At 74.2% G+C, this 21,513-nt stretch carries 13 protein-coding genes; 6 read left to right on the forward strand and 7 right to left on the reverse strand.

Annotated elements, in window-relative coordinates; translation table 11 throughout:
- Positions 1-43 precede the first annotated feature (43 nt).
- On the forward strand, positions 44-3,898 hold the full coding sequence (locus tag ABT048_RS17845; protein ID WP_350522340.1) for a HEAT repeat domain-containing protein: 3,855 nt from the start codon (positions 44-46) through the stop codon (positions 3,896-3,898).
- Positions 3,899-4,003: 105 nt separating this feature from the next.
- Here the strand turns inward: ABT048_RS17845 and ABT048_RS17850 are convergent, their stop codons facing one another.
- Positions 4,004-6,736 (reverse strand): tetratricopeptide repeat protein, encoded by a 2,733-nt coding sequence (locus ABT048_RS17850; RefSeq protein WP_350522341.1) that lies wholly within the window; start codon positions 6,734-6,736, stop codon positions 4,004-4,006.
- A gap of 363 nt (positions 6,737-7,099) precedes the next feature.
- On the opposite strand from ABT048_RS17850, the gene ABT048_RS17855 reads away from it, so the two are divergent.
- Entirely contained in the window at positions 7,100-7,873 is a 774-nt protein-coding gene (locus tag ABT048_RS17855) for a glycosyltransferase family 2 protein (RefSeq protein WP_350522342.1), read from the forward strand.
- Between the two features lie 229 nt (positions 7,874-8,102).
- On the opposite strand, the gene ABT048_RS17860 is transcribed toward ABT048_RS17855, so the two are convergent.
- From ABT048_RS17860 to ABT048_RS17870, 3 genes are all read right to left on the reverse strand, one after another.
- Positions 8,103-9,053 carry a DUF2218 domain-containing protein gene (locus ABT048_RS17860; protein WP_350522343.1) on the reverse strand — a complete coding sequence of 317 codons (951 nt, stop codon included), beginning with the start codon at positions 9,051-9,053 and terminating at the stop codon, positions 8,103-8,105.
- 303 nt (positions 9,054-9,356) lie between these two features.
- Positions 9,357-10,007, reverse strand: a complete 651-nt coding sequence (locus ABT048_RS17865; protein ID WP_350522344.1) for a response regulator — start codon at positions 10,005-10,007, stop codon at positions 9,357-9,359.
- On the reverse strand, positions 10,004-11,146 hold the full coding sequence (locus tag ABT048_RS17870; RefSeq protein ID WP_350522345.1) for a sensor histidine kinase: 1,143 nt from the start codon (positions 11,144-11,146) through the stop codon (positions 10,004-10,006). Before ABT048_RS17870 ends, ABT048_RS17865 begins: the two co-directional genes overlap by 4 nt.
- Before the next feature lie 235 nt (positions 11,147-11,381).
- Here ABT048_RS17870 and ABT048_RS17875 point away from each other — a divergent pair, with 235 nt between their 5' ends.
- Both ABT048_RS17875 and ABT048_RS17880 read left to right on the forward strand, forming a co-directional pair.
- A complete protein-coding gene (locus ABT048_RS17875) occupies positions 11,382-13,625 on the forward strand; it encodes an MMPL family transporter (RefSeq protein ID WP_350522346.1) in 2,244 nt (747 codons plus the stop codon).
- 279 nt (positions 13,626-13,904) lie between these two features.
- The gene (locus tag ABT048_RS17880; RefSeq protein WP_350522347.1) at positions 13,905-14,900 is read left to right on the forward strand and encodes a WD40 repeat domain-containing protein; all 996 of its coding nucleotides are present in this window, start codon (positions 13,905-13,907) and stop codon (positions 14,898-14,900) included.
- Positions 14,901-15,268: 368 nt separating this feature from the next.
- Here ABT048_RS17880 and ABT048_RS17885 read toward each other — a convergent pair whose 3' ends face one another.
- Positions 15,269-15,925 (reverse strand): helix-turn-helix domain-containing protein, encoded by a 657-nt coding sequence (locus ABT048_RS17885; RefSeq protein ID WP_350522348.1) that lies wholly within the window; start codon positions 15,923-15,925, stop codon positions 15,269-15,271.
- 143 nt (positions 15,926-16,068) lie between these two features.
- Between ABT048_RS17885 and ABT048_RS17890 the strand changes: the two genes are divergently transcribed.
- A complete protein-coding gene (locus tag ABT048_RS17890; protein WP_350522349.1) occupies positions 16,069-17,058 on the forward strand; it encodes an alpha/beta fold hydrolase in 990 nt (329 codons plus the stop codon).
- A 51-nt stretch (positions 17,059-17,109) separates the two neighbouring features.
- Here the strand turns inward: ABT048_RS17890 and ABT048_RS17895 are convergent, their stop codons facing one another.
- Positions 17,110-18,171 carry a glycosyltransferase gene (locus tag ABT048_RS17895; RefSeq protein WP_350522350.1) on the reverse strand — a complete coding sequence of 354 codons (1,062 nt, stop codon included), beginning with the start codon at positions 18,169-18,171 and terminating at the stop codon, positions 17,110-17,112.
- A gap of 1,888 nt (positions 18,172-20,059) precedes the next feature.
- Between ABT048_RS17895 and ABT048_RS17900 the strand changes: the two genes are divergently transcribed.
- Complete coding sequence (locus ABT048_RS17900; RefSeq protein ID WP_350522351.1) at positions 20,060-20,443, forward strand: hypothetical protein; 384 nt, start codon at positions 20,060-20,062, stop codon at positions 20,441-20,443.
- 122 nt (positions 20,444-20,565) lie between these two features.
- Here ABT048_RS17900 and ABT048_RS17905 read toward each other — a convergent pair whose 3' ends face one another.
- Entirely contained in the window at positions 20,566-21,270 is a 705-nt protein-coding gene (locus ABT048_RS17905; RefSeq protein WP_350522352.1) for a hypothetical protein, read from the reverse strand.
- Positions 21,271-21,513: the final 243 nt, after the last annotated feature.

The raw sequence follows: 21,513 nt of genomic DNA on the forward strand, positions 1-21,513 counted from the left end.
GATCGGCTTGGCCGGAGCGGCAGTCGAGCGGGAGGGCTGGGACGTGAGCGCGAGGAACAAGCACGCCGGACGGCGAGCCCTGGCGCAGGAGCTCGGGCGGCTCGGCGAAGCGCTGCGCGACCTGCGCGCCAGGGACAAGAACCAGAAGACCGCGGTCGCGGAGGCCAACAGGCGCCTGCGCGCAGCAGCAGGACCCGGCGGCGGCAGGGATCTGCCCGTCACGACGGTCAACGAGTGGTTCCCCAAGCCGGGGGGATCGCGGGAGCCCACCGTCCCGAAGGATCTCGCCGATCTGTGGGCCGTGGTCGCCGTGATGCTGGAATGGACCAGCGGGAGGAGCGAGCGCCACGTGCAGCGCGAGTTCCCCCGCTGGAAGGAGCTCTACGAGGACGCCCGGCGCGGGACCGGAATGGACGAGGAGGTGCGCGGCTACCTCGCCGCCGCCCGGAAGGCTGCCGAGAAGCACCCGTACCAGGACTTCGCCGAACCGCCGTCCCTGGTCGACGTCTATGTGCGCCAGCGCAGCCGCCCTGCGGCCCGGGACGGGCGTACCGGGCCCGGCGACGGCCCGGCCACCGGAGGAGGAGGTCGCGCCGGTGCCGTCGTTCCGTTCGAGCCGGCCGAGGCGGTCTTCCGGAAGGCCGACCGGATGTGCGTGCTCGTCGCCGGCCCCGGAGTCGGCAAGTCCACCCTGCTGCGTGCGCGGCTGCGCGACACGGCAGGTGAACTGCTCGACGACACGCACAGCCCCGGGAAGTACGGCCCGGCCGTCCCGGTGTGGGTGAGCGCTCACGCCCTCGTCGGCGAGGACAGGCACGTACCCGACGTGCTCGCCGACGCCACCGGGAAGCTGGGCACCTTCGGGCGGCACCCCGTACTGACGCGGGACCGCTTCCTGCGGCGGCCCTGGGCCGGGGCTCACTGGCACCTCCTCGTCGACGACCTCGACGAGCTGCCCGACGCGCGCATGCGCCGCGCCGTCCTGGAGAAGCTGGCCAACGCCGTCGCGGCGGACCCGCCGCTGTACCGGTGCGTCGTCGCGACCCGCCCTCTCGCCGAGGGCGAACTCGACGTCCTCGACCGCGTCCTCGGCCTCAGGACGCCGCACTACGAACTGCAGCCGTTCACCTCGCACGACCTGCACACCTACCTGGAGAAGTACTTTGGCACCCGGTGGCCGCGAGAAGAAGCCACCCGCCACGCCGGCCACCTCGCCGGTGCGCTCCGCGAAGGCTCCCTGGACGAAGCGGCGCGTGTCCCGCTGATGGCCTTCATGCTGTGCCGGCTCTACCTCGCCGAGCCCGGGCGCTCGCTGCCCGACGGCCGGGCCGCGGTGTACGAGGACTTCACCGACCTGCTCTACCAGAACAACCAGAGCAAGCAGGTGGCGAGGAGCCACGAAGAATCGATCAGGCACCTCGTGGAGAGCGTCCAGAGTCCACGGGCGCGCGCGGAAGCCGAGGCCGCCGCACGGCAGGTCCACGAACGGCTGCCCGAGCTGATCGGCTACCTCGCCCACCGGAGGCTCGCGGACCACGGCTCGCCGATCACCGAGGCGTTGGCCTCGCACGAAGCCGTGCGCCGCCCCGGCAAGGTCCGCCCGGAGCGCTGGGAGGCCTTCCTGGAGAACCTCCTCCGGCACACCGGACTGCTGGTCCACCGCGCCGACGGCCTCGGCTTCCCCCACCAGGGCTTCCTCGAATACCACGCCGCGGCGGACATCCGGTACCGGCTGACCGTCGAGCGAAGCCTGACCGAGGACGCCCTCGTCGACCAGGTGTACGGCGAGCAATGGGCAGACCCCACCTGGCACGAGACCCTCGTCCTGGTCGCGGGGATGGTCGAACCGCGTCTCGCGGGCCGGATCGTCGACCACCTCCTCGCGGCCGATCCGCTGTGGTTCCTGCGACGGACGGGGGCGTCCTCGGACGCGACACCACAGCACATCGTGCTCGCCGCCAGGTGCCTCGGTGAGGTCCGTGAGCCCGGCGAGCTCGGCGGCCAGTGCTCGGCGGTCGTCGACGCGGTGATCGAACTCATCGAGTACGTGGTCGAGAAGCGGGCCTTTCCCGGGTCCGCACTGAGTCGCGCACTGGCGGAGACGCTACCGCCGGTGCTCGGCCGGATCGGCGCGGCCGACTCCGCAGCCGCTCGGCGGTACCACGACTGGTACCGGGTGTACGGCCGGTTCCTGAACGTCATGAGGGAGGGATCGAACTTCGTCTGGTTCGAGGTGCCGCCGGCTGCGCGGCTCGGCGCCGCGTTGCTGCGCGACGACGACGAGTTCCGCGAAGGCCTGTTCAGCCGGGCGGTCTTCGACCCGGTGCCCGCCGGCCGGGAGGAGGCACTTCGCGCACTCATCCAGGAACGGCCCGACGATCCGCAACTCGCCGAACTGTTGCGCGAGTTCGCCGGGACGGACCCGGACGGAGACGTCAGAAGGGGCTCGCTCCGGCTACTCGCACTGGCCTGCCCCCGGGACCGGTCCATCGGGGAGTGGCTGGAAAGGTGCCTCACCGACGACGACCGGCACCTGCGGCAGGGGGCGCTGGCCGCGCTCGCCGACGGCCGGCGGGGCGAGCCCGGGGCGCTCGCCCTGATACGCCGGTCCGCGACCGACGACCCCGACGACTCGGTCCGCCTCGCCGCGCTGGAATCCCTCGCGAGGGGCTGGCCGCGTGACCCGGACGCTGCGGCCGTGGTGCGCGACCGCGCCGCCCGTGATCCGGACCCGCACCTGCGGACCAGGGCGTTCCACATCCTCGCCGAGGGCCGGCCCGACGATCCGCAGACCGTGGCACTGCTGCGTTCGGTCGCCGCCGACGCCGGCAGCGAAGCATGGGTACGAGAGGCCGCGAACCGGGCGCTCACCCGCGCCGAGACCCCGCCCGAGACCCCGGCCGTCGATCCGCCCGTCGCCCCGGCCGTCGATCCGCCCATCGCCCCGCCCGTCACCCCGGATCCCGCCCGGCCGGCGCCGCCGCCCGCTGCGGAGGATCCGCGCCATGCCGTGCTGAAGCCCCTCGTCGTCGACCGGCGCAGCGATGCGCGGACCCCCGTGCTGCTGCGCGAACTGGCCGAGGAGCACCCCGACGACGAGGTCCGGGTGGCCGCGGTGTGGGTCCTGGCCACGACGTGGCACACCCATCCGCGAACGCTGCCGTGGCTGTGCGAGCTCGCCGCCTCCGGCGCCGGCGAGCCGGTGCGACGGGCCGCACTGCGGGCCGTCGGCTCGGGGTGGCCCGGCCGTCCCGACGCCAAAACACTTCTGTACGGCGTCGCCGAAGGGAGGGGCGGGTCGCGAGGCCGGGTGGTGGCCGTCCTCGCCCTCGCCGGCGGCTGGCACGACGACCCGGCCACCGGGTCACTGCTGCGCGGACTCGCAGGTGACGACGACGAGTTCGTCCGCGCGGCGGCGGTACTGGCGCTGGGAACCGGCTGGCGTGACCACCCCGACACCGTCGCACGGCTGGAGGACAGGGCCGAGAACGACACCGCGCCCCGCGTCCGTCGGAACGCCGTCCACGCCCTCGTCACGGGCTTCCGCACCCCGCGGACCGCCGACCTGCTCCGCCGGCTCGCCGTCGACGAGCCCGACGACGACCTGCGCGCCGCCGTCGTGCACGACCTGGCGGCCGGCTGGCACGACCCCGGGACCGGTGCGCTGCTCCGACGGATCGTCACCGGCGGAACCGGCCCGATCAGCCGGGGCGCGGCGATCGGGGCACTGGCAGGCGGCTGGCGCGACGACCCCGCCACCGAGGAACTGCTGCGCGAGCGGGCCGCCGACGACTCCGACTGGCAGCTGCAGCGAACGGCCGTGACGGCCCTCGCCGATCGCTGGCCGTACGACCCGCAGATCCACGCACTCGCCGAACGTCTCGCCGACGACTGGTAGCCGGCACATGCCCTCCGACGAGTGGTGGCCGGCATGCCCCGGCGGGCGGTACCGCCTCTCTCAGTCCTCCACCCCGGCGCCGGCACCAGGGGCACCGTGGCACGCCTACAGCGCGGCCCGGGCCGCCTCGGCGAGGCGGTAGGCGTCCTCCAGTGCCTCGTCCAGTGCGGGCAACCGGGGCAGCACGTGCGGGCCGACCGCCTCGATGGCCAGTTCGGCGTCCCTCGCGGCCTGCGCCGGATCCTCGGCGAGGACGGACTCCCCGCGGTGGACGCGGAGGAGTGCCACGGCGTGGCGCCCCGACAGCGTGGTGTCGTCGTGGGGGCCGAAGACGCGTTCCTGGTGCGGCCGCAGGGTCTCGGCGAGCTTCAGCGCCCGCTCCGTTTCGCCCGCGGTGGCGTAGGCGTTGACGAGGTTGCCGGCGGAGATCAAGGTGTCGGGGTGGTCCCGGCCGAGGATCCGCGACCGGAGCGGGAGGACGTGCTCCGCGATCGCGACGGCCTCCTCGTGGCGGCCGGTCCTCCGGCACGACACCGAGAGGTCGGCGAGGGCCTTGAGGGTGTCGGGATGCTCGGGGCCCTGGACCCGGTACCGGTCCGCCACGGCCCGCTTCCGCAGGACGAAGGCTTCCTCGTCCCGCCCCGTCGCGGCGTACGAGGAAGCGAGCGAGACCCGGACGGCGATGGTGTCGGGGTGGTCGGGCCCGAGGATGCGCTCGGAGACCTCCAGCACCTTCTCCTCGATCTCCATCGCGTCCCCCAGCCGCCCGGCCTGGGCGTAGCTGGAGGCGAGGCTCGCCAGTGCGATGAGCATGCGGGGGTGTTCGCCCGTGCCGAGCAGGGTCGCGAGTTCCATCACGACCCGTTCCTTCAGGACGAGTGCTTCGTCGTGCCGCCCGTTGATCTCGTAGGCGAGGGCGAGGTTGTTCCGCGCGTTCACGGTGTCGGAGTGGGACGGGCCCAGGACCCGTTCCCTGACGGCCAGGACGTGCTCCTTGAGCGTGATGGCGTCGCCCTCGTAGCCGAGGTCCGTGTAGGAGCCGGCGACGGAGGCGAGGGCGACGAGGGTCTTGGGGGAGTCGGCGCCGAGGAGGCGCTCGAACTCGACCGCGACCCGCTTCCGGAGGGCGAGGGCCTCCGCGGCCCGTCCGGCCAGTGCGTAGGCGGCGGCCAGGTTGGCCTGTGAGGCGAGGGTGCGCTCGTCCTCGGGACCCAGTTCCGCCGTGTCGGCCTCGGCCTCCTGCGTCCAGTGGTCGAGGGCTTCGGCGTGCAGACCGGCGCCGAGGAGACTCAGCCCTGCTCTCTGCCGCAGCGCGAATCCCGGGAAGAGCCGGAGGGCCTCCGGCCCGACCGTGTCACGAAGGGTCTCGGTGTTGGCCCGGAGGCAGGCGGCGAGGCGGTGGTCGAGGTGGTCCTCCTCCGGCCAGAGCCGGTACATCGCGAACATCACCGCGGACCGGGCGGGGGTCGGGTCCGGGGTGGTGTCCCGGGCCGCGCGGGCGGTCAGGGCGTGGATGGAGACCTCACGGTGGGCGGCCACCGTGCCCCGGTGCGGGATGTCGACCCCGGCCGGGTAGTTGCCGATCAGGTTGTAGGTGTGCAGGACGGCGAGGACGGTGAGCGCCTCGTCGGCTGTGACCGGCGGGGGCTCTCCCGCTTCGGCCGGCTCCGCGTCGGAGCCGCCGCCGGGTGCCGCCGGACCGGGCACCGCTGCTCCGGCGGCGCCCTGCTCCGTGGCTCGCTGCTCCGTGGCGCGCTGCTCCGTGAGGTAGTCGGTCACCGCCCTGGTGGTCCAGAGTTCGCGGGGGTGTCCGGCCGGGTCCAGCAGGCCCGCCAGTCGGACGGCCGGGACGGCGAGGCCCTTGGGCTCGGTCTGCTGGGCGGCGTCCAGCGAGATCAGCAGCGCCGCGGCGACGGGCCGGCCGTACAGCTCGGTGTCGGCCTCGGGCGGCAGCACCGAGTCCAGGGTGCGGGTGCGCTCCCGGAAGATCTCCAGGTAGGCCGAGCAGGTGCGCTGCTGGTTGACCATGTAGGCGGCGGCGTGGGCGAGGGCGAGCGGCAGCCGTCCGAGCGCCTCGGCGAGCTCCTCGGCCCGCCGGTCCAGCAGGTAGGGGTAGCCGGCGGTGGTGAGCCGCTCGCGGAGGTAGGCGACGGCCTCGGCCGCGTCGTAGACGTCGACCGGGACGACGGCCCGCCCGCCGCCGGACGCGTGGGCGCCGCGCTGGCGGGTGGTGGCGAGGACCCGGCCGTTGCCACGGCGTGACCGCCCGGGCCACACCGGCCCGGTGGCGGTGAAGTCGGTGACGTCATCGAGGACCACGAGCCAGCTGCGCTCGGTGCTGCTGAGCCAGTTCAGGAAGAGCCGGGCGTCCTCTGCGACGCGGTCGCGGGCGTTGGTGGCGCCGGGCAGCTGGACCGCGGCCGCGGCCTCGGCGTACGCGAGCAGGACGGAGACCGGGTCGGCTGCGGCCGCCCAGACCACCACGTCGACGCCGTCCTCCAGGGCCTGCCAGGCGTAGTGCGCGGCCAGCTGGCTCTTGCCGACCCCGCCGCCCCCGGCGAGGACCTGGGAGAGCACCACCGTCTCGCTCCCGGCCCGTACCCGGTCGATCGCCTCGCGCACGGCGGTGCGCGGCTGGAAGGCGCTGGCCAGGATCGGGATGACGCCGATGGACAGCGGCCACTCCGGCGGAGCGGGCGACGGCAGCTGGACGGTGACGGTGCCGCCCTGGATCACCGAGCCGTTGACCGTCGAGTTGTGGATCGCGTTGACGACGGTCGTCCGGCTCTCCGCCTCCGCGCCGTCCCCCGACCGCTGCGGCGGCGTCACTTCGTCCATGATCTGATCCTCCGTCAATCGGTGTGACGGACCACATCCTTGCGCGGGACACTGTCGATCGGCACGGGTTCGGCCGAAGTCGCCACCCGCACCGCGGCCTGCCGCGCCGACGGGCCGACGGCTGGGGGGGCGGGGTCGGCGCGTAGGGCCGGGACATGGGGCCGGCGTGTGGGGCCGGCGTGTGGGGCCGGGGCCGTCCGGCAGTGGATCGGCGGTGCGCTGCTCGCTGCGGTGCAGGTCCACGGCGTGGTCGGCCACGCGACGGCCCGCCCCGGCGACGCACACGGCGGCGGACTCACGTAGCCTTGGCCGGCGACGACAAGATCCATGACGCCTCCGAACGGGGGTGGGTGAGGAACTGCTGTGCCCCTGGTTTCTGTGGTGATGCCGGTACACAACTCGGTTGCCACCGTCGGCGCGTCGGTGCGCTCCGTGCTCGCGCAGACGCACGCCGACGTCGAGCTGCTGATCACCGACGACGCGTCCACGGACGGCTCCATGGACCTGTTGCGGGACCTGGCCCGCCAGGACGAACGGGTGCGCCCGGAGGCCGCGCCCGGGCAGGGCGGCGCGGCCAAGGCCCGCAACCTCGCCCTCGCACGGGCGCGCGGCGAGTACGTGGCCTTCCTGGACAGCGACGACATGTGGCTCGCGGAGAAGCTGGAACGGCAGCTCGCGTTCGCCGCCGACGGCGATGCCCCGTTGACGTTCACCTCCTACTACAAGGTCGACGGCGACCACTCCGGCGAGGCCTGCGACTTCACGCCCAACGGACGGGTGATCGAGGCCAGGGATCGCGTGACGTACCGGGACATGCTGGTGCAGGACCACATCGGGGCCCTGACCGCGATGTACGACCGGAGTCGGCTGGGCACCCGGCTGATGCCCGACATGCCGAAGCGGCAGGACTACGCGCTGTGGCTGGCGATCATGCGGGACGGGCACCCCGCCCGGGGGCTGCGGGAACCGCTGGCGATCTACCGGTCCGGCCGGGCGGGGTCACTGTCCTCGAACAAGCTGTCGCTGGTCGAGCACAACTGGAGGCTCTACCGCGATCACGAGCAGCTGTCGCTCCTCCGGTCCACGCGGGCACTGGCCGGGGCGGCCTGGCACTCGGCGCGGAAGGCACGCGTCTAGAGCACGGCGCGGCGCCCGGCACTCACCCCCGGGGACGGATCCGCCGGGCGCACGTCGTGGAGAACATCCTGCAAGGCCCCGGCGACCCGGCCGGACTCCCCGCGAGCTGCGCGGACCTCCGGGACGTCGTGGAGACGTTCACCGACACGACACGACGGGCCCTGAACACGTAGGGCCCGGTCCGGCGCCGCCGCGAGGAGGCGTAGGGTCGGCGGCGGTCACCACGCGGTCACCGCTTGCGCGCCAGGGTCACCCCGTCGCGGACCGTCAGCATCACGGCGTCCACCCGGTCGTCCGCCGCGATGAACTCGTTCAGCTGGCGCATCGCCAGGTGGTGCTCCTCCTGGTAGGCCGGGTCCAGGGAACGGCCGCCGAGCAGGACGTTGTCGAGGACGACCACGCCGCCCGGGCGCAGCCGGCGCAGGATCTCCTCGTAGTACGCGGGGTAGCTCTGCTTGTCCGCGTCGATGAAGGCGATGTCGATGTGCGGCTCGTCCGGCAGCGCCCGGAGGGTGTCGAGGGCGGGGGCGATCCGCAGGTCGATCCGGTCGGCCACCCCGGCGCGCTCCCAGTGCTCCCGGCCGATGGCGGTCCACTCGGCGTTGGTGTCGCAGGCGAGCAGGCGGCCGCCCTCGGCCAGGCCGCGGGCGATGCAGAGGGAGGAGTAGCCGGTGAAGACCCCGACCTCCACGGCGTACTTCGCGCCCAGCATCCGCACCAGCATGGTGAGCAGCGCGCCCTCGTCGGCCGAGACCTGCATCCAGGCGGCCCGGCCGGTGGCTTCCCTGGTCCGCTCGGCGAGGTCGTGGAGCACCTGGTCGGCGGGGGTGCAGTGGCGCAGTGCGTAGCCGTCGACCAGGGGGTGGACCGGCTCCAGTTCGGCGCCGTCGACGGGCGTGTTCCACTCGACGGTGAGTTCCTCCTGGGCGGCGAAGCGCACCAGGTGACGGGCGACCAGGTCCTGGACCTGGCTCAGCGCCTCGGCGTCGGCCGCGGCCGCGATCAGTTCCAGCTGTCCCGGGCGGGCGGTCATGACGCAGTTCGCGCCGTTGCCGAGGGTGACGGTGCCGCGGTCCTGGGCGTCGAGCGTGGTACCGGTCTTGTGGCCCAGGTGGGAGACGAGCTGCTTGAGGTAGCGCTCGGGGCGGTCGGTGGTGACGTGGGTGATGGACAGCGGCATGGGGTTCCTCTCGCCAGCGTGGTGCGGTGGGGCGTGTGATGCGGGGCGGGCACGTGATGTGAAGCCGGGTCAAGCATCGATGATCATCGACGCTGGCTCAAGGCCCTCGGGCACCCGCTGCGCCACCGCCTGGTCAACTGCAGAAGGCCGGGGTGCGGGCAGCACGGCTGGGCGCGGGCGAGCGTCCGACCGCGGAAGCCTACGGCCTGCTGGTCAGCCTCTTTCCGGCCGACATCCCGAGGCTGGGGCCGGACGCCGGGCGACGGTACCGGCCACCGGCCACCGGCCGGCCCGGCCCGGGTGTCAGTCGTCGGCGATGCCCTCCTGGATGGCCAGGACGGCGAGGCGCACCCGGTTGGGAGCGTCGGTCTTGGTCATCAGGTTGGACACGTGCGTCTTCACCGTGGTCAGGCCGATGTGCATGCGGGCGGCGATCTCGCTGTTCGAGAGGCCGGCGGCAATGAGCCGCAGGACCTCCCGTTCCCGCTGCGTGAACGGTGTGCCCATGCTCGGTCGTCCGGCCGTTCCGCCCCAGGCCAGGGCGGCGCGGGTGACCACCCGGTGCAGCACGGTCGGGCTGTACGGGCTGTCGCCCGCCGCGGCGCGCCGGACGGCGTCGAGCACGGCCGCCGGTTCGACGTCCTTGCCCAGGAAGCCGCAGGCGCCGGCGCTCAGCGCGGGGTAGAGCCGGTCGTCGTCGTCGAAGGTCGTCAACACGACGACGCGGGCGGCCGGGTGGACGCGGAGAGTACGGGCGGTGGCGGCGATGCCGTCCGTCCCGGGCATGTGGAGGTCCATCAGCACCACGTCCGGCCGCAGCCGTTCGGCCAGACGGACCGCCTCCTCGCCGTCGGCGGCCTCCCCGGCGACGACGAGGTCCTGCGCGGACTCGCAGAGCATCCGCACCCCGGCGCGGACCAGTTGCTGGTCGTCGACGATGAGCACACTGATCACAGGCCCACTCCGGTCGCCGTGGGGGGCAGGGTCGCCGCGATCCGCCAGCCGCCCGGGGCGGGCCCGGCGTCGAGCGTCCCACCGACCAGGGCGACGCGCTCGCGCATGCCCAGCAGGCCGTGACCCCCGGACCGCTCCGGGTGGCCCGGCAACGGCGGGGTCGCGCCCGTCGGCAGGGTGTTCTCCAACGCAAGGGACAACGTCCCGTCCTCCATCTCCATCCGCAGCCGGATCCGGGCCGCGGGGCCGGCGTGCTTGGTGGCGTTGGCCAGCCCCTCCTGGACCAGCCGCAGGACCGTCAGCGACCGCATCGCGTCGAGTCGGGCGATCCCGGGGTCCACCTCGGCGTGGACCGCCATTCCGGACTGGCGGCTGCGTTCCACCACGCCCCGGACGGCGGCGGGCAGATCCGTCGTCTCGGCGAGCAGCGGGGCGAGGTGGTCGGCGGCGGGCTCGCGCAGCGCGGTCAGCAGCCTGCGCAGGTCGGTCAGCGCGGTGTTCGCGCTCGTGTGCACGTCGTCCAGCACCTCGGCGAGGCGCGGGTCGGCCGGTGCCAGCACGTGCCGGGCCACGCCGACCCGCAGCACCGTGGACGCCAGGTGGTGGGCGACCATGTCGTGGAGCTCGCGCGCGATCGCCGCCCGCTCGCCCATCCTCGCGCCCCACTCGGCCAGGTGTCGGCTGCGCTCGGCCTCCAGGGCCCGCTCCCGGGCGATGCCGGCGGCGCGCTCCGCGGAACGGATGTAGGCCGCCAGCAGGACGGGCACGCCGACGATCACCGCGGCCCGGTACAGCGCCGGGAACACCTCGGCGGACGGCGGCCAGCCGGTGCGGACCAGCTGGGCCAGGGCCAGGGCAGCGGAGGCGACAGCGGTCGGTCTCCCCCAGCGGCGCACCGCCAGCTCGAACAGGGCCGCGCTCGCCCCGACCTTCGCCTCCACCGTGACCAGCGGGGCACACAGTTCCGCCAGCGCCAGCATGGCGCACTGGCCCATCGCCGTCCCCCACGGCCCGAAGCCGCCGAGCGCGGACAGCGCCAGCACCCCGAGGCCCACCGCCCAGTCGGCCGCCCCCAGCTCGCCGGGGCGGCGCAACAGCAGCAGGTAGCCGAGGCCGAAGGCCACGAGGGCCAGCCGCATCGGGCCGAACCTGCGACCGAAGAGGCGATCCATCCGTCCACGCAGCACGGGACCAGACCCTACGTCCCGTCAGGACGGGATCTCCTCCCCCTAGCGGAGGAGACGCCTCCTCCTTCCGGTCGGCCGGGATCGGGCCGGTCGCCCGAGGCCGGAACCCCGCCCGGACCGCCAACCTCGGGACAGCGCCCGCTGACGCCCCACGGGCCCCGTGTCCCACCCTCCCAAGGAGTCACCCGTGTTCGCCCTGCTCGGAAGATTCGCCGCCCGGCGACGACGACCGGTCGTCGTCGCCACCCTCCTGTTCACCCTGGTGGCCGGCCTGTGGGGCACCCAGGTGTTCGGCGCGATCACCGGCGGCGCCGGCTTCGACGACCCCGACAGCCCCTCCGTCCGGGCCGACCGGGTGCTGGCCGGCCCGCTCGGCCGCCTGCAGCCCGACACCGTGGTGCTCTACCGCAGCGCCGACCGCCGCATCGACGACCCCGACCTCTCCGCGCGGCTCCGCACCGCCCTGGACGCCGTCCCGCGCGAGGACCTGACGCATCTGGAGTCGTACTGGTCCAGCCACGGCTCCGCGGACTTCGTCAGCCGCGACGGCCGCTCCACGTACGTCACCCTGCAGTTCGCGGCGTCCGACGACCAGGAGCGGGTCAGGGCGCTCCAGCGCATCGCGGACCGCTTCCGGGTGCCGGGCCTGGACGTCGCGTTCGGCGGTGTCACCGCGATGACCGAACAGGTCAACACGCTGACCGGCCGCGACATCGGGCGCGCCGAGCTGCTCTCGGTACCGCTGCTCCTCGTCCTGCTCGTCCTGGTCTTCCGCAGCGCGATCGCCGCCCTGCTGCCACTGGCCACCGGCGCCGTCGTGGCGCTCGGCTCGTTCACCGTGCTCCGGATCATCGCCTATGCCGTGCCGATCTCCAGCAGCGTGATCAACGTGATCACCATCCTCGGGCTCGGACTGGCCATCGACTACGCCCTGTTCATGGTCAGCCGCTACCGCGAGGAGCTCGCCGCCGGCACGCCGCCGGACCTCGCCGTCGAACGCACCACCGCCACCGCCGGACGCACCGTCGCCTTCTCCGGGCTGGCCGTCGCCATCTCCTTCGCGAGCCTGATCCTCTTCCCCTCCCGCTTCCTCAGCTCGATGGGCTACGCCGCCGTGTCGGTCACCGCCTTCGCCGTGCTGAGCTCACTCACCGTCCTGCCCGCGCTGCTGCGCATCACCGGGCACCGCGTCGACGCCCTGCGGATCCCGCTGCCGTGGGGCCACCGGGCCGGTGGCTCCCGGCGCCGGGCCGCGCCCGCACCGGGGCAGGGCCACTGGTACCGCGCCGCACGCCTGGTGATGCGTCGTCCGGTGCCGACCTGCCTCGCAGCCGTCGCCCTGCTGCTCACCGCCGGTGCGCCCTTCCTCGGCGCGAACTGGGCCCGCCCCGGCGACTGGGTCCTGCCCGCCGACGCCGACGCCCGCGTCGTCGCCCGTCAGTTGGGCACCGGGTTCGACCACGACCCGACCAAGGTGCTCACCGCCGTCGTCCGGCTCGACGGTCCGGCGGGCACCGCCTCCCCCGCGCTGGAGGCCTACGCCCGACGGCTGGACGCGGTACCCGGGGTCACCGGCGCCGCGGTGACAGCCACCCACGGCGACACCGCCCGCATCACCCTGCGGTACGGCGCGGACCCGATGTCGCAGGAGGCCGCCGCGATGGTGCGCGACCTGCGGGCGCAGACACCACCGGACGGCGCCACCGCGCTGCTCACCGGCATGCCGGCCTCCCGCGTGGACATCGTCCGCATGATCGGCTCCCGGGTGCCGTGGATGGCGCTGTTCGTCGCGGCGGTCTCCGCCCTGGTGCTCTTCCTGGCCTTCGGCTCGGTGACGATCCCGTTGAAGTCCGTTCTGCTGAGCGCACTTTCCCTGTTCGCCGCGTTCGGCGTGATCACCTGGATCTTCCAGGACGGCCACCTGCACGGCCTGTTGGGGTTCACCCCGATCGGCGCGATCGACGCCGACTTCCCGGTACTGATCGTCGCCATCGCCTTCGGCCTGGCCATGGACTACCAGGTGTTCCTGCTCTCCCGGATCAAGGAGCACCACGACCGCGGCGCGGGCACCGAGGAGTCGATCGCCCTCGGGCTCCAGCGCACCGGAGGGGTGATCACCAGCGCCGCACTGCTGCTGATCGTCGTGGTCTGCGGCTTCCTCGCCTCCTCCATCGCCTTCATGCAGATGATCGGCGTCGGACTGGTGGTTGCCGTCGCGGTCGACGCCACCGTGGTCCGGGGGCTCCTCGTCCCCGCGACGATGCGTCTGCTGGGCCGCTGGGCCTGGTGGTCCCCACGTGCCCTGACCGCGCTCCGGCGGCGCGTCGGACTCGGCCGCGCCGAGGCCCCCGCAACGCCCGGCCCGCCGGCCACCGAGGCCGCCCCCGTTCCCCCGGGTGCCCACGTCGCCCGCATCGCCCGGGAACGGTGACACCGGCCGACGCCGGCCCACAGTCGGCCCGAGCCCGTGGCCGGGGCGGCGCCGGCGGTCGAGGCTGCGCCGGCGGCCGGGGGATCGCCGGCTCCGGCTCCGACTCCGGTGCCGGAGCCGGAGCTGACGAGGGCGCGCCCGTTGCCGGTCGGTCCGGCTGGTAGCGTCCGCGGTTCGGGGGCCGCCGCGCGGACGGTGACGCCCCCCTCTCCCTCTTCGAGGACAGTGAGGTTCGGCAGGAATGCGCAGGGCGACCCTTTCACGGCCCGGGACGGACCGGTGCTGACCGGCCCGGGCCAACTGCTCGGTGCCGAGCTCGACGGGCGACCGGTGGTCATCCGGCCGGGCTCGACCCAGGGCCGGGGCTTCTCGGTGTACGACGCCGAAGACGGTTCCCTGGTACGGGAGTTCGCGCTCGGCCCAGGCTTCATCGGCGGCCCGCTCTGCCGGATGCACGTCGACGCCGGCGGCGGATCGCCGGTGCTGGTGGTCCTGGATCAGTTCCGGGGGCTGCGCGGGACGCTGTTCCAGGTCGACCTGGTGACGGGCGAGCGGGTCTGTCCCGACACGTGGGGCAAGCGGCGCAAGCCGTGGGGCCGCACGTGGCCGCGGATGTCGGCGGTGGCGTCCCACCTCGGCCCCGACGGGCAGCGGAGCCTGCTGCTCGGGTGGAGCGACGGGCGGGTGGAGCCGGTCGACGCGGTGACCGGGGAGGCCGCGGGGCCCCGGATGCGCGGTACCGGCCGCAGGGAGGTGTGGTCGCTGGCCGCGTTCACCGCGGCGGACGGCACGCCCCGGCCGGCCGGCGCGGACGCCGACGGGCTGCTCCGGGTGTGGGACCTGGCGACCGGCCGGCCGGTCGGTGGCCCGGTCAAGGCGCACAACGGGCCGATCTCCCGCCTCGTCGCGTACCCGGCGGACGGCCGGATCCTGCTGGCCACCGGCGGTACGGACCACTCGGTGCGGATCTGGGACCCGGAGACCCGGACGCCGCTCGGCAGGATGATGGTGCAACCCGAGAACACGCTGGGCCTGTGCGCCTATCAGGTGGACGGCCGGGCCGTGCTCGCGGTGGCCTCGGACCGCCTCTACCGGTACGACGCGCTCACCGGGCAGCCGGTGGGCGAGCCGGCCGACGGGTGGGAGGACGACACCTGCATGGGGGTGTGCGCCGTCCGGGTGGGCGACCGGGTCGCCCTGGTCGCCGCGGACGAGATCGACATGCGGCGCCTCGACGGCGCCACCGGCGAGGAGTGGCCCGCCGGGACCGCGTGAACCCACCACCGGGGCGTGAGACAGCCGCGATCAAGGCTGATCCATCCTCACGGACCAGGACGGACGGACCTCGGGTGGGGAGCAGACCAGGTGGGAGCGTGGGGCGCTCGGTTCGCAGCGCCGGCAGGGGCCCGACCGTGGCCGGCGCGGACCAGGGCGGGAATGAATCCCGTCCTGTCCGCCGAGCAGGTGCGCCGGTTCGAGGAACGGTCCTGATCGTCACCGGTCGGGCCGCCGGCCAGGTCTGGGAGGACAACCCGAGCGTGAACGGCACGCCCCGCCCCGGCCCGAGCTTCGGCGTCTGGTACCCGGCGAGGCTTCCCCGGAAGCCCGGGTGACGGATGGTGACGCCCGAGGTCCGCTCCGCGCTACCGGGCCGCGCGGCCGGGGGCCGGGATGCGCGGCCGTAGGCGCTCCCCCTGCGGCCCGAACATGACCAGGTATTCGACCGGTCCGCCGGGTCCGGCGTTCGCGACCCCGTGGGCGGTGCGGGTGTCGAACTCGACCACCTCCCCGGCGCTCAGGACGAGGTCCTGCTCGCCGAGCGCCAGCCACAGCCGCCCGTACAGGACGCAGAGCCATTCGTACCCGTCGTGGGAGACCTGCCGCGGCCGTGCCGGCGGCGCGTCGACGGGCGGCAGCACGTGCTTGTGGGCGTGCAGGCCCCCGACGTAGCGGGTCAACGGCAGCACCGCCTTGCCGTCACCGGGACGCTGCGGCACCGGGATGCGCGATCCGGCCGCGGCGGCGGGCGCGGTGCCGGGCGCAGGGCTGGGTACGGTGCCGGGCGCAGGGCCGGGCGCGGTGCCGGCCAGCTCGTCCAGGGAGACGTCGTACGCCTTCGCGAGGCGCAGCAGCACCTCCAGGGTCGGCTTGCGCCGCCCGGTCTCGATCCGCGACAGCGTGCTCAGCGAGATGCCGGTCGCGCGGCTGACGCCGGTGAGCGTGGCACCGCGCTGCTCGCGCGCGGTCCGCAGCCGCGGGCCCATGGCCGCCAGCGCTTCGGCCACGACGTCGTCCGTCACCGTCGCCCGACTCCCTCCAGTCGTGCCGCCTCCACCGCCTTGTCCTGCCAGTTTGCCAGAATGACAAGGGTGCTCGCGTCGGGCGGCCGCCACGTCGCAAGATCGGTGGGAAACCGCGGCCGACCGTGAACCGAGGAGAAGTCATGCACCAGCCCGCGCCGTCCACCGACCTGCGCCACCACACCATCGAGGCGCCCGCCGGCCGCCTGCACCTGGTCGAACAGGGCACCGGACCGCTGGTCCTGCTCGTCCACGGCTTCCCCGAGTCCTGGTACTCCTGGCGCCGCCAGCTCCCGGCCCTCGCGGCAGCGGGGTACCGGGCCGTGGCGCTCGACGTGCGCGGCTACGGCCGCTCCTCCAAGCCGGCCGCGACGGACGCCTACCGGATGCTCGACCTCGTGGCGGACAACGTCGCCCTGGTGCGCGCCCTGGGCGAGGAGAGCGCGGTGGTCGTCGGGCACGACTGGGGCTCCACCATCGCGGCGACCTCCGCCCTGCTCCACCCCGAGGTCTTCCGGGCCGTCGCGCTGCTGAGCGTCCCCTACGCGCCGCCCGGCGGCCCCCGCCCCACCGACGTCTTCGCGCAGATGGGCGGCGACCAGGAGTTCTACGTCTCGTACTTCCAGGAGCCCGGCCGGGCCGAAGCGGAGATGGAGCCCGACCTCCGGGGCTGGCTCGCGGGCTTCTACGCGGCCCTGTCCGCCGACACCATGCCCACCGAGGGCGAGCCCGACCCGCACTTCGTGACCCGCACCGGCGGCCGGCTGCGCGACCGCTTCCCCGCCGGCAAGCTGCCCGCCTGGCTGACCGAGGACGACCTCGACGTGTACGCCGGGGAGTTCGAGCGCACCGGCATGACCGGGGCCCTCAACCGCTACCGCACCATGGACCGCGACTGGGAGGACCTCGCCCCGTACGCCGGCGCCCCGATCAAGCAGCCGTCCCTGTTCATCGGCGGCGCCCTGGACGCCTCCACGACCTGGATGGCCGACGCGATCGACGCCTACCCGGTCACCCTCCCCGGCCTGGCCTCCGCCCACGTCCTGGACGGCTGCGGGCACTGGGTCCAGCAGGAGCGTCCCGAGGAGGTGAACCGCCTGCTGACCTCCTGGCTGGACTCCCTCCGGGACTGAACCGTCGGACGTTCGGGCCGGGCTCCGTCGCAGGAGAACCCGGCCGCGGGCTCAGGCCGGTACCGGCACGACCGCCCGCGCGGCCCGCTCCGCGAACTCCCGGTTGGCGAGCGTCTGTTCGCGGTACCGCTCGGGCAGGTCGGCGAGGGCCAGCAGACGGTCGCAGGCCTCCAGCGAGCCCTTCGGATCGCCGACCCAGTACGACGTGACGGAGTACTCGAAGAGCAGCCCCCAGCGGTACACCCAGGGCTGGGTGAACAGCCAGTCGTCGGGCATCGCGCGGTCGAGGCCGGCCCGGGCGAAGGCGTGAGCGCTGTGGTGGCGTCCCATCAGGCGCAGGCGGGAGACCAGTTCGTAACAGGCCTCCAGCCGTTGCGGCCGGCTCTCCCAGGCGCGCAGCAGCGCCTCCATGGCCGACGGCCAGTCGCCCTGCTCGGCGGTCAGCACGCCGACCTGGAGCAGCGCGTAGTAGACCTCCTCCGCCCACGCCCCCATCCCCGCGCGCCGCCGGTACAGCTCGACGGCCTCGGCGGTGCGGCCGAGGTCGCGGAGGGTCTGGGCGAGGTAGAAGACCGTGCGCGGGTTGGCGGGGTCGCGTTCGAGGTCCTCCCGCAGCAGGCGTGCGTCGCGCTCGAACTTGTCGGACCGCGACCCGCCGTCGGCGAAGTGCTCGATGACCAGCGCGTCGAGGTCGGCGGACCGGTCCGCCTGATCCGTCGTCAGGTACTCGTGGGTGGCGCCCTCGTAGCGCCAGGCCGTCGAGCCTCGGACCAGCCGCTTGATCCGGTACTCCAGGTCGGCGGCGTGGCGCAGCAGGTACGAGTCGGCGGTCAGCTCCGGGAGCGGGCCTTCCTGCCGCACCACCATGTCCGCGTCGACGAGCAGCAGGTAGTCGGCCTTGCCGTGGGCGTGCCGGATGTTCAGCGTGCGGTTGTGCCCGAAGTCGACCCAGGGCTCCTCGTGCAGCTCGCCGGGGATTCCCGCGAGCGCGCGGTGGATCAGCGTCTGGGTCCCGTCGGTCGACCCGGTGTCGGAGATGACCCAGGTGTCGACCAGGTCGCGCACGGAGGCGAGGCAGCGTTCGATGACCGCCGCCTCGTCCTTGACGATCATGCACAGGCAGACGGTGGGCCGCGCCCCACGGGGGCGGGGGTTCTCTTGTGGTGCCACAACGGCCTCTCGGGGGTGGGGCTGCGGGGGCGCGGGGGCGTGGGGAGCGGCGGGTGAACGGAGCAGGGCAGGCGGAGTTCCGCCCCTGGTCCCGCGCGGTGGGTCCTGACTCTATTTCGGCCGCCCGTTCGTTCCGCGGTCCAACACAGCCTCCCGCCGTCCGGGGGCGCCCCATGTGCACGGCCGGTGTGGGCCAGGTCGGTGATTTCCCGGGACGCCGCCATCCGGACCGCTCAGCTCACCGAATTATCGGAGCGCTGTGGCGGGCCGGTCCGCCCTGCCGCTCTCCGAGGGAAATGAGGTGTACCGGGTGTCACCACGCAACACAGGGCCGAGGACGGCGGCGCAGGACCGCCGCGTGCAGCTGGCCGCGGGTGCGGCACTGCTCATCACGACCGTCGTGTCGACCGCCGGCACGGCTTCCGCCGGCGGGTTGTACGCCTTCCAAACCCACCCCGGCGACCACCGGGTCGACGGCTCGCAGCACTGCCCGCCGGACCACGGGCACGGGCACTGGTTCGGCCAGGGAGACGAGCACGGGCAGGGCTCGGCGGCCGCCAGCCGCGCCCGCCCGGCGACGCCGTCGGGCGCCGGCGGCGGCAACCAGTACAGCGGCGGCCACGGCAGTGACGGCCACGGGGACGGGTGCAACCCCGCCCCGGCCGGACCCACAGGGCCCACAGGGCCCACAGGGCCGACCGGGCCGACCGGGGCCACGGGAGCCACCGGCCCAACTGGCGCAGACGGGATCGGCGCCACAGGTCCGACGGGCCCCACAGGTCCAACCGGCGCGACAGGTGCGACCGGGGCCACGGGAGCCACCGGTCCGAGCGGTGCAGACGGCCTCGGCATCACAGGTCCAACCGGACCGACCGGGGCCACAGGAGCCACGGGAGCCACCGGCCCAACTGGCGCAGACGGCATCGGCATCGCGGGTCCGACGGGACCGACGGGTCCGACGGGCGCGACCGGGGCCACAGGAGCAACCGGCACAGATGGCATCGGCACCACAGGTCCAACTGGCCCCACAGGTCCAACCGGCGCGACAGGTGCGACCGGGGCCACAGGAGCAACCGGGGCCACAGGAGCAACCGGTCCGACCGGCGCAGACGGCATCGGCATCACAGGTCCACCCGGACCGACCGGACCCACCGGGGCCACAGGAGCCACGGGAGCCACCGGCCCAACTGGCGCAGACGGCATCGGCACCACAGGACCGACGGGCCCCACAGGTCCAACCGGCGCAACAGGTGCGACCGGGGCCACAGGAGCAACCGGCTCGACCGGCGCAGACGGCATCGGCGCCACAGGTCCAACCGGCCCCACAGGTCCAACCGGCGCGACAGGTGCGACCGGTCCAACCGGCGCGACGGGAGCCAATGGGGCCACGGGGCCCGCTGGCGCGATCGGGGCCACAGGGGCCACAGGGGCCCCAGGTGCAACCGGCGCGACCGGAAGTGCCGGGCTCACAGGAGCCACCGGCGCGACCGGGGCTACAGGTGCAACCGGGCCCATCGGGCCCACGGGAGCCACCGGCGCGACCGGCGCGACCGGCGCGACCGGCGCGACCGGCAATACTGGCGCCACCGGACCCACCGGGCCCACGGGAGCCACTGGCGCGGTCGGGGCCACAGGAGCCACAGGTGCAACCGGCGCGACCGGCACCACCGGGCTCACAGGTGCCGCAGGCGCCACGGGACCCACCGGTCCGACCGGCCCCACCGGTCCGACCGGAAGCGCCGGGCCCACCGGCGCTGCAGGGGCCACCGGCGCCCAGGGCCCGTGCAGTTCGCTGGAGACCGCGGTCCACGGTCAGTTCCTCTACACCGGCGTGGTCAAGAACGGCGCCGTGCAGGTCGGCAGCCAGCCGCTCAACGGCTCGGGGGCCGGGACCACCACCTGGGCGTCCGCCCAGGCCCTGCCTGCGGGTGCCTCGCCCGCGTGCAGCGTCTCCGTGGTCGACCAGGGCGACCACGTCATTCTCCAGGCGATCACCACGAACGGCGTGGTGTACCAGACGAGTTGCACCTTCGCGAGCAACACGTCGCCGGTGAGCTGCCCGAACCCGTGGGCGCTGCTCTCCTCGGAGCCCGCTCGGCAGTCGGAGTCGGGCGCTCCGCCGTTCGGCACCGGGCAGCAGCGCGGCCCGGCCCCCGCCGAGGGGGCACGGTCGATCAAGGTGTCCTGGGAGCCGTACGTCCGCCGCCCCTCCTGATCCGCCTCCCGGACGGACCCGCCCGCCCCTGCCTGCCGTGTCGGGGGCGGGCGGCGTCCAGGAGAACGGGGCTCTCAAGGAGGCAGTCCTGAAGGCAGGGCGAGCCCGTGCCGCCCTGCGCGTCAAGGAGTGTCAGTCGCCGCGTACTCCCCCGTCAGGCCTGCGCGGGCCAACGCCCGGACGATGGCCGGCCCGTCCGACGGATCCCGGTCCGACGAATCCCGGTCCGACGAGTCATCGTGGCAGTCGGTCCGGACCAACCGGTCAAGCAGCTTCTGCGGCTCCAGCCGGTACGCCTCCGCGTCGGCCAGGAGGCTGTCGGCGCTCGCCCCGCCGACCGTGCGGTCCAGGTTGGCCGTCAGCTCGGCCAGTACCTCGCCGCGGTCGATGAAGGAGCTCATGCCGCAGTCCAGGCCGTCGTCGTCGAGGTCGTCCGGGTACGGCGCCCGGGCCCAGGCGCCGTTCTCGTACCAGTAGACGCACCCGATCTCGTACGCCTCGATCCGGTCCCGCAGCTCCTCGTACGGCAGCCAGTCCGGGCCGCCCGCGAGCACGTCGATCGCCGGCTCGTGCCACTTGACGCCGCTGGCCTCGTCCTCGCCGTAGAGCACGAACCGGCCGTCGCCGCCCTTGGACATGACCCACCAGGTGCAGCCGCAGTCGTCCCAGTGCAGGCCCTCGTCGTCGATCCACCGGCCGGTGCGGTGACGGGGCGGGCGCTCTTCGTCCTCGGTGGTCGCCCCGAGGGCTGCGAGCAGTGCCCAGCGCGCCCACAACTCCTCGGCCGGCGGAAGGTCCTGCGGCAGTCCCGGCCGGTGAACGGTCATGTGTGGTGCCCCCGTGTGCGTTCCGTTGGTGATCGCCGCACACGATACGGTCCGACGCCGACACGACCGGCCCGGGGGCCGGCCCGGGGCTGGCCCGGCGCCGACCCGGTGACCCGGTGTCCCGACCGTGCTCCGGGCCCGACGTGAAGAGGCCCCGCCCGGCCGCGAAGGGGAAGCGGCCGGGCGGGGGGACCGGGGAGCAGCGGGGTCCTGGCGTCCGGGGTCGGGACGCTCGGGGTCGGG

The sequence above is a fragment of the Kitasatospora sp. NPDC096140 genome, assembly GCF_040303045.1.
In the GTDB taxonomy this organism is placed as follows: domain Bacteria; phylum Actinomycetota; class Actinomycetes; order Streptomycetales; family Streptomycetaceae; genus Kitasatospora.

What these genes read in the sequence shown, in the direction of transcription:
- ABT048_RS17860 (WP_350522343.1), bottom strand. Translation starts at nt 9,053, where the DNA reads ATGCCGCTGTCCATCACCCACGTCACCACCGACCGCCCCGAGCGCTAC.
- ABT048_RS17870 (WP_350522345.1), bottom strand. Translation starts at nt 11,146, where the DNA reads ATGCGGCTGGCCCTCGTGGCCTTCGGCCTCGGCTACCTGCTGCTGTTG.
- ABT048_RS17905 (WP_350522352.1), bottom strand. Translation starts at nt 21,270, where the DNA reads ATGACCGTTCACCGGCCGGGACTGCCGCAGGACCTTCCGCCGGCCGAG.
- ABT048_RS17890 (WP_350522349.1), top strand. Translation starts at nt 16,069, where the DNA reads ATGCACCAGCCCGCGCCGTCCACCGACCTGCGCCACCACACCATCGAG.
- ABT048_RS17850 (WP_350522341.1), bottom strand. Translation starts at nt 6,736, where the DNA reads ATGGACGAAGTGACGCCGCCGCAGCGGTCGGGGGACGGCGCGGAGGCG.
- ABT048_RS17895 (WP_350522350.1), bottom strand. Translation starts at nt 18,171, where the DNA reads ATGATCGTCAAGGACGAGGCGGCGGTCATCGAACGCTGCCTCGCCTCC.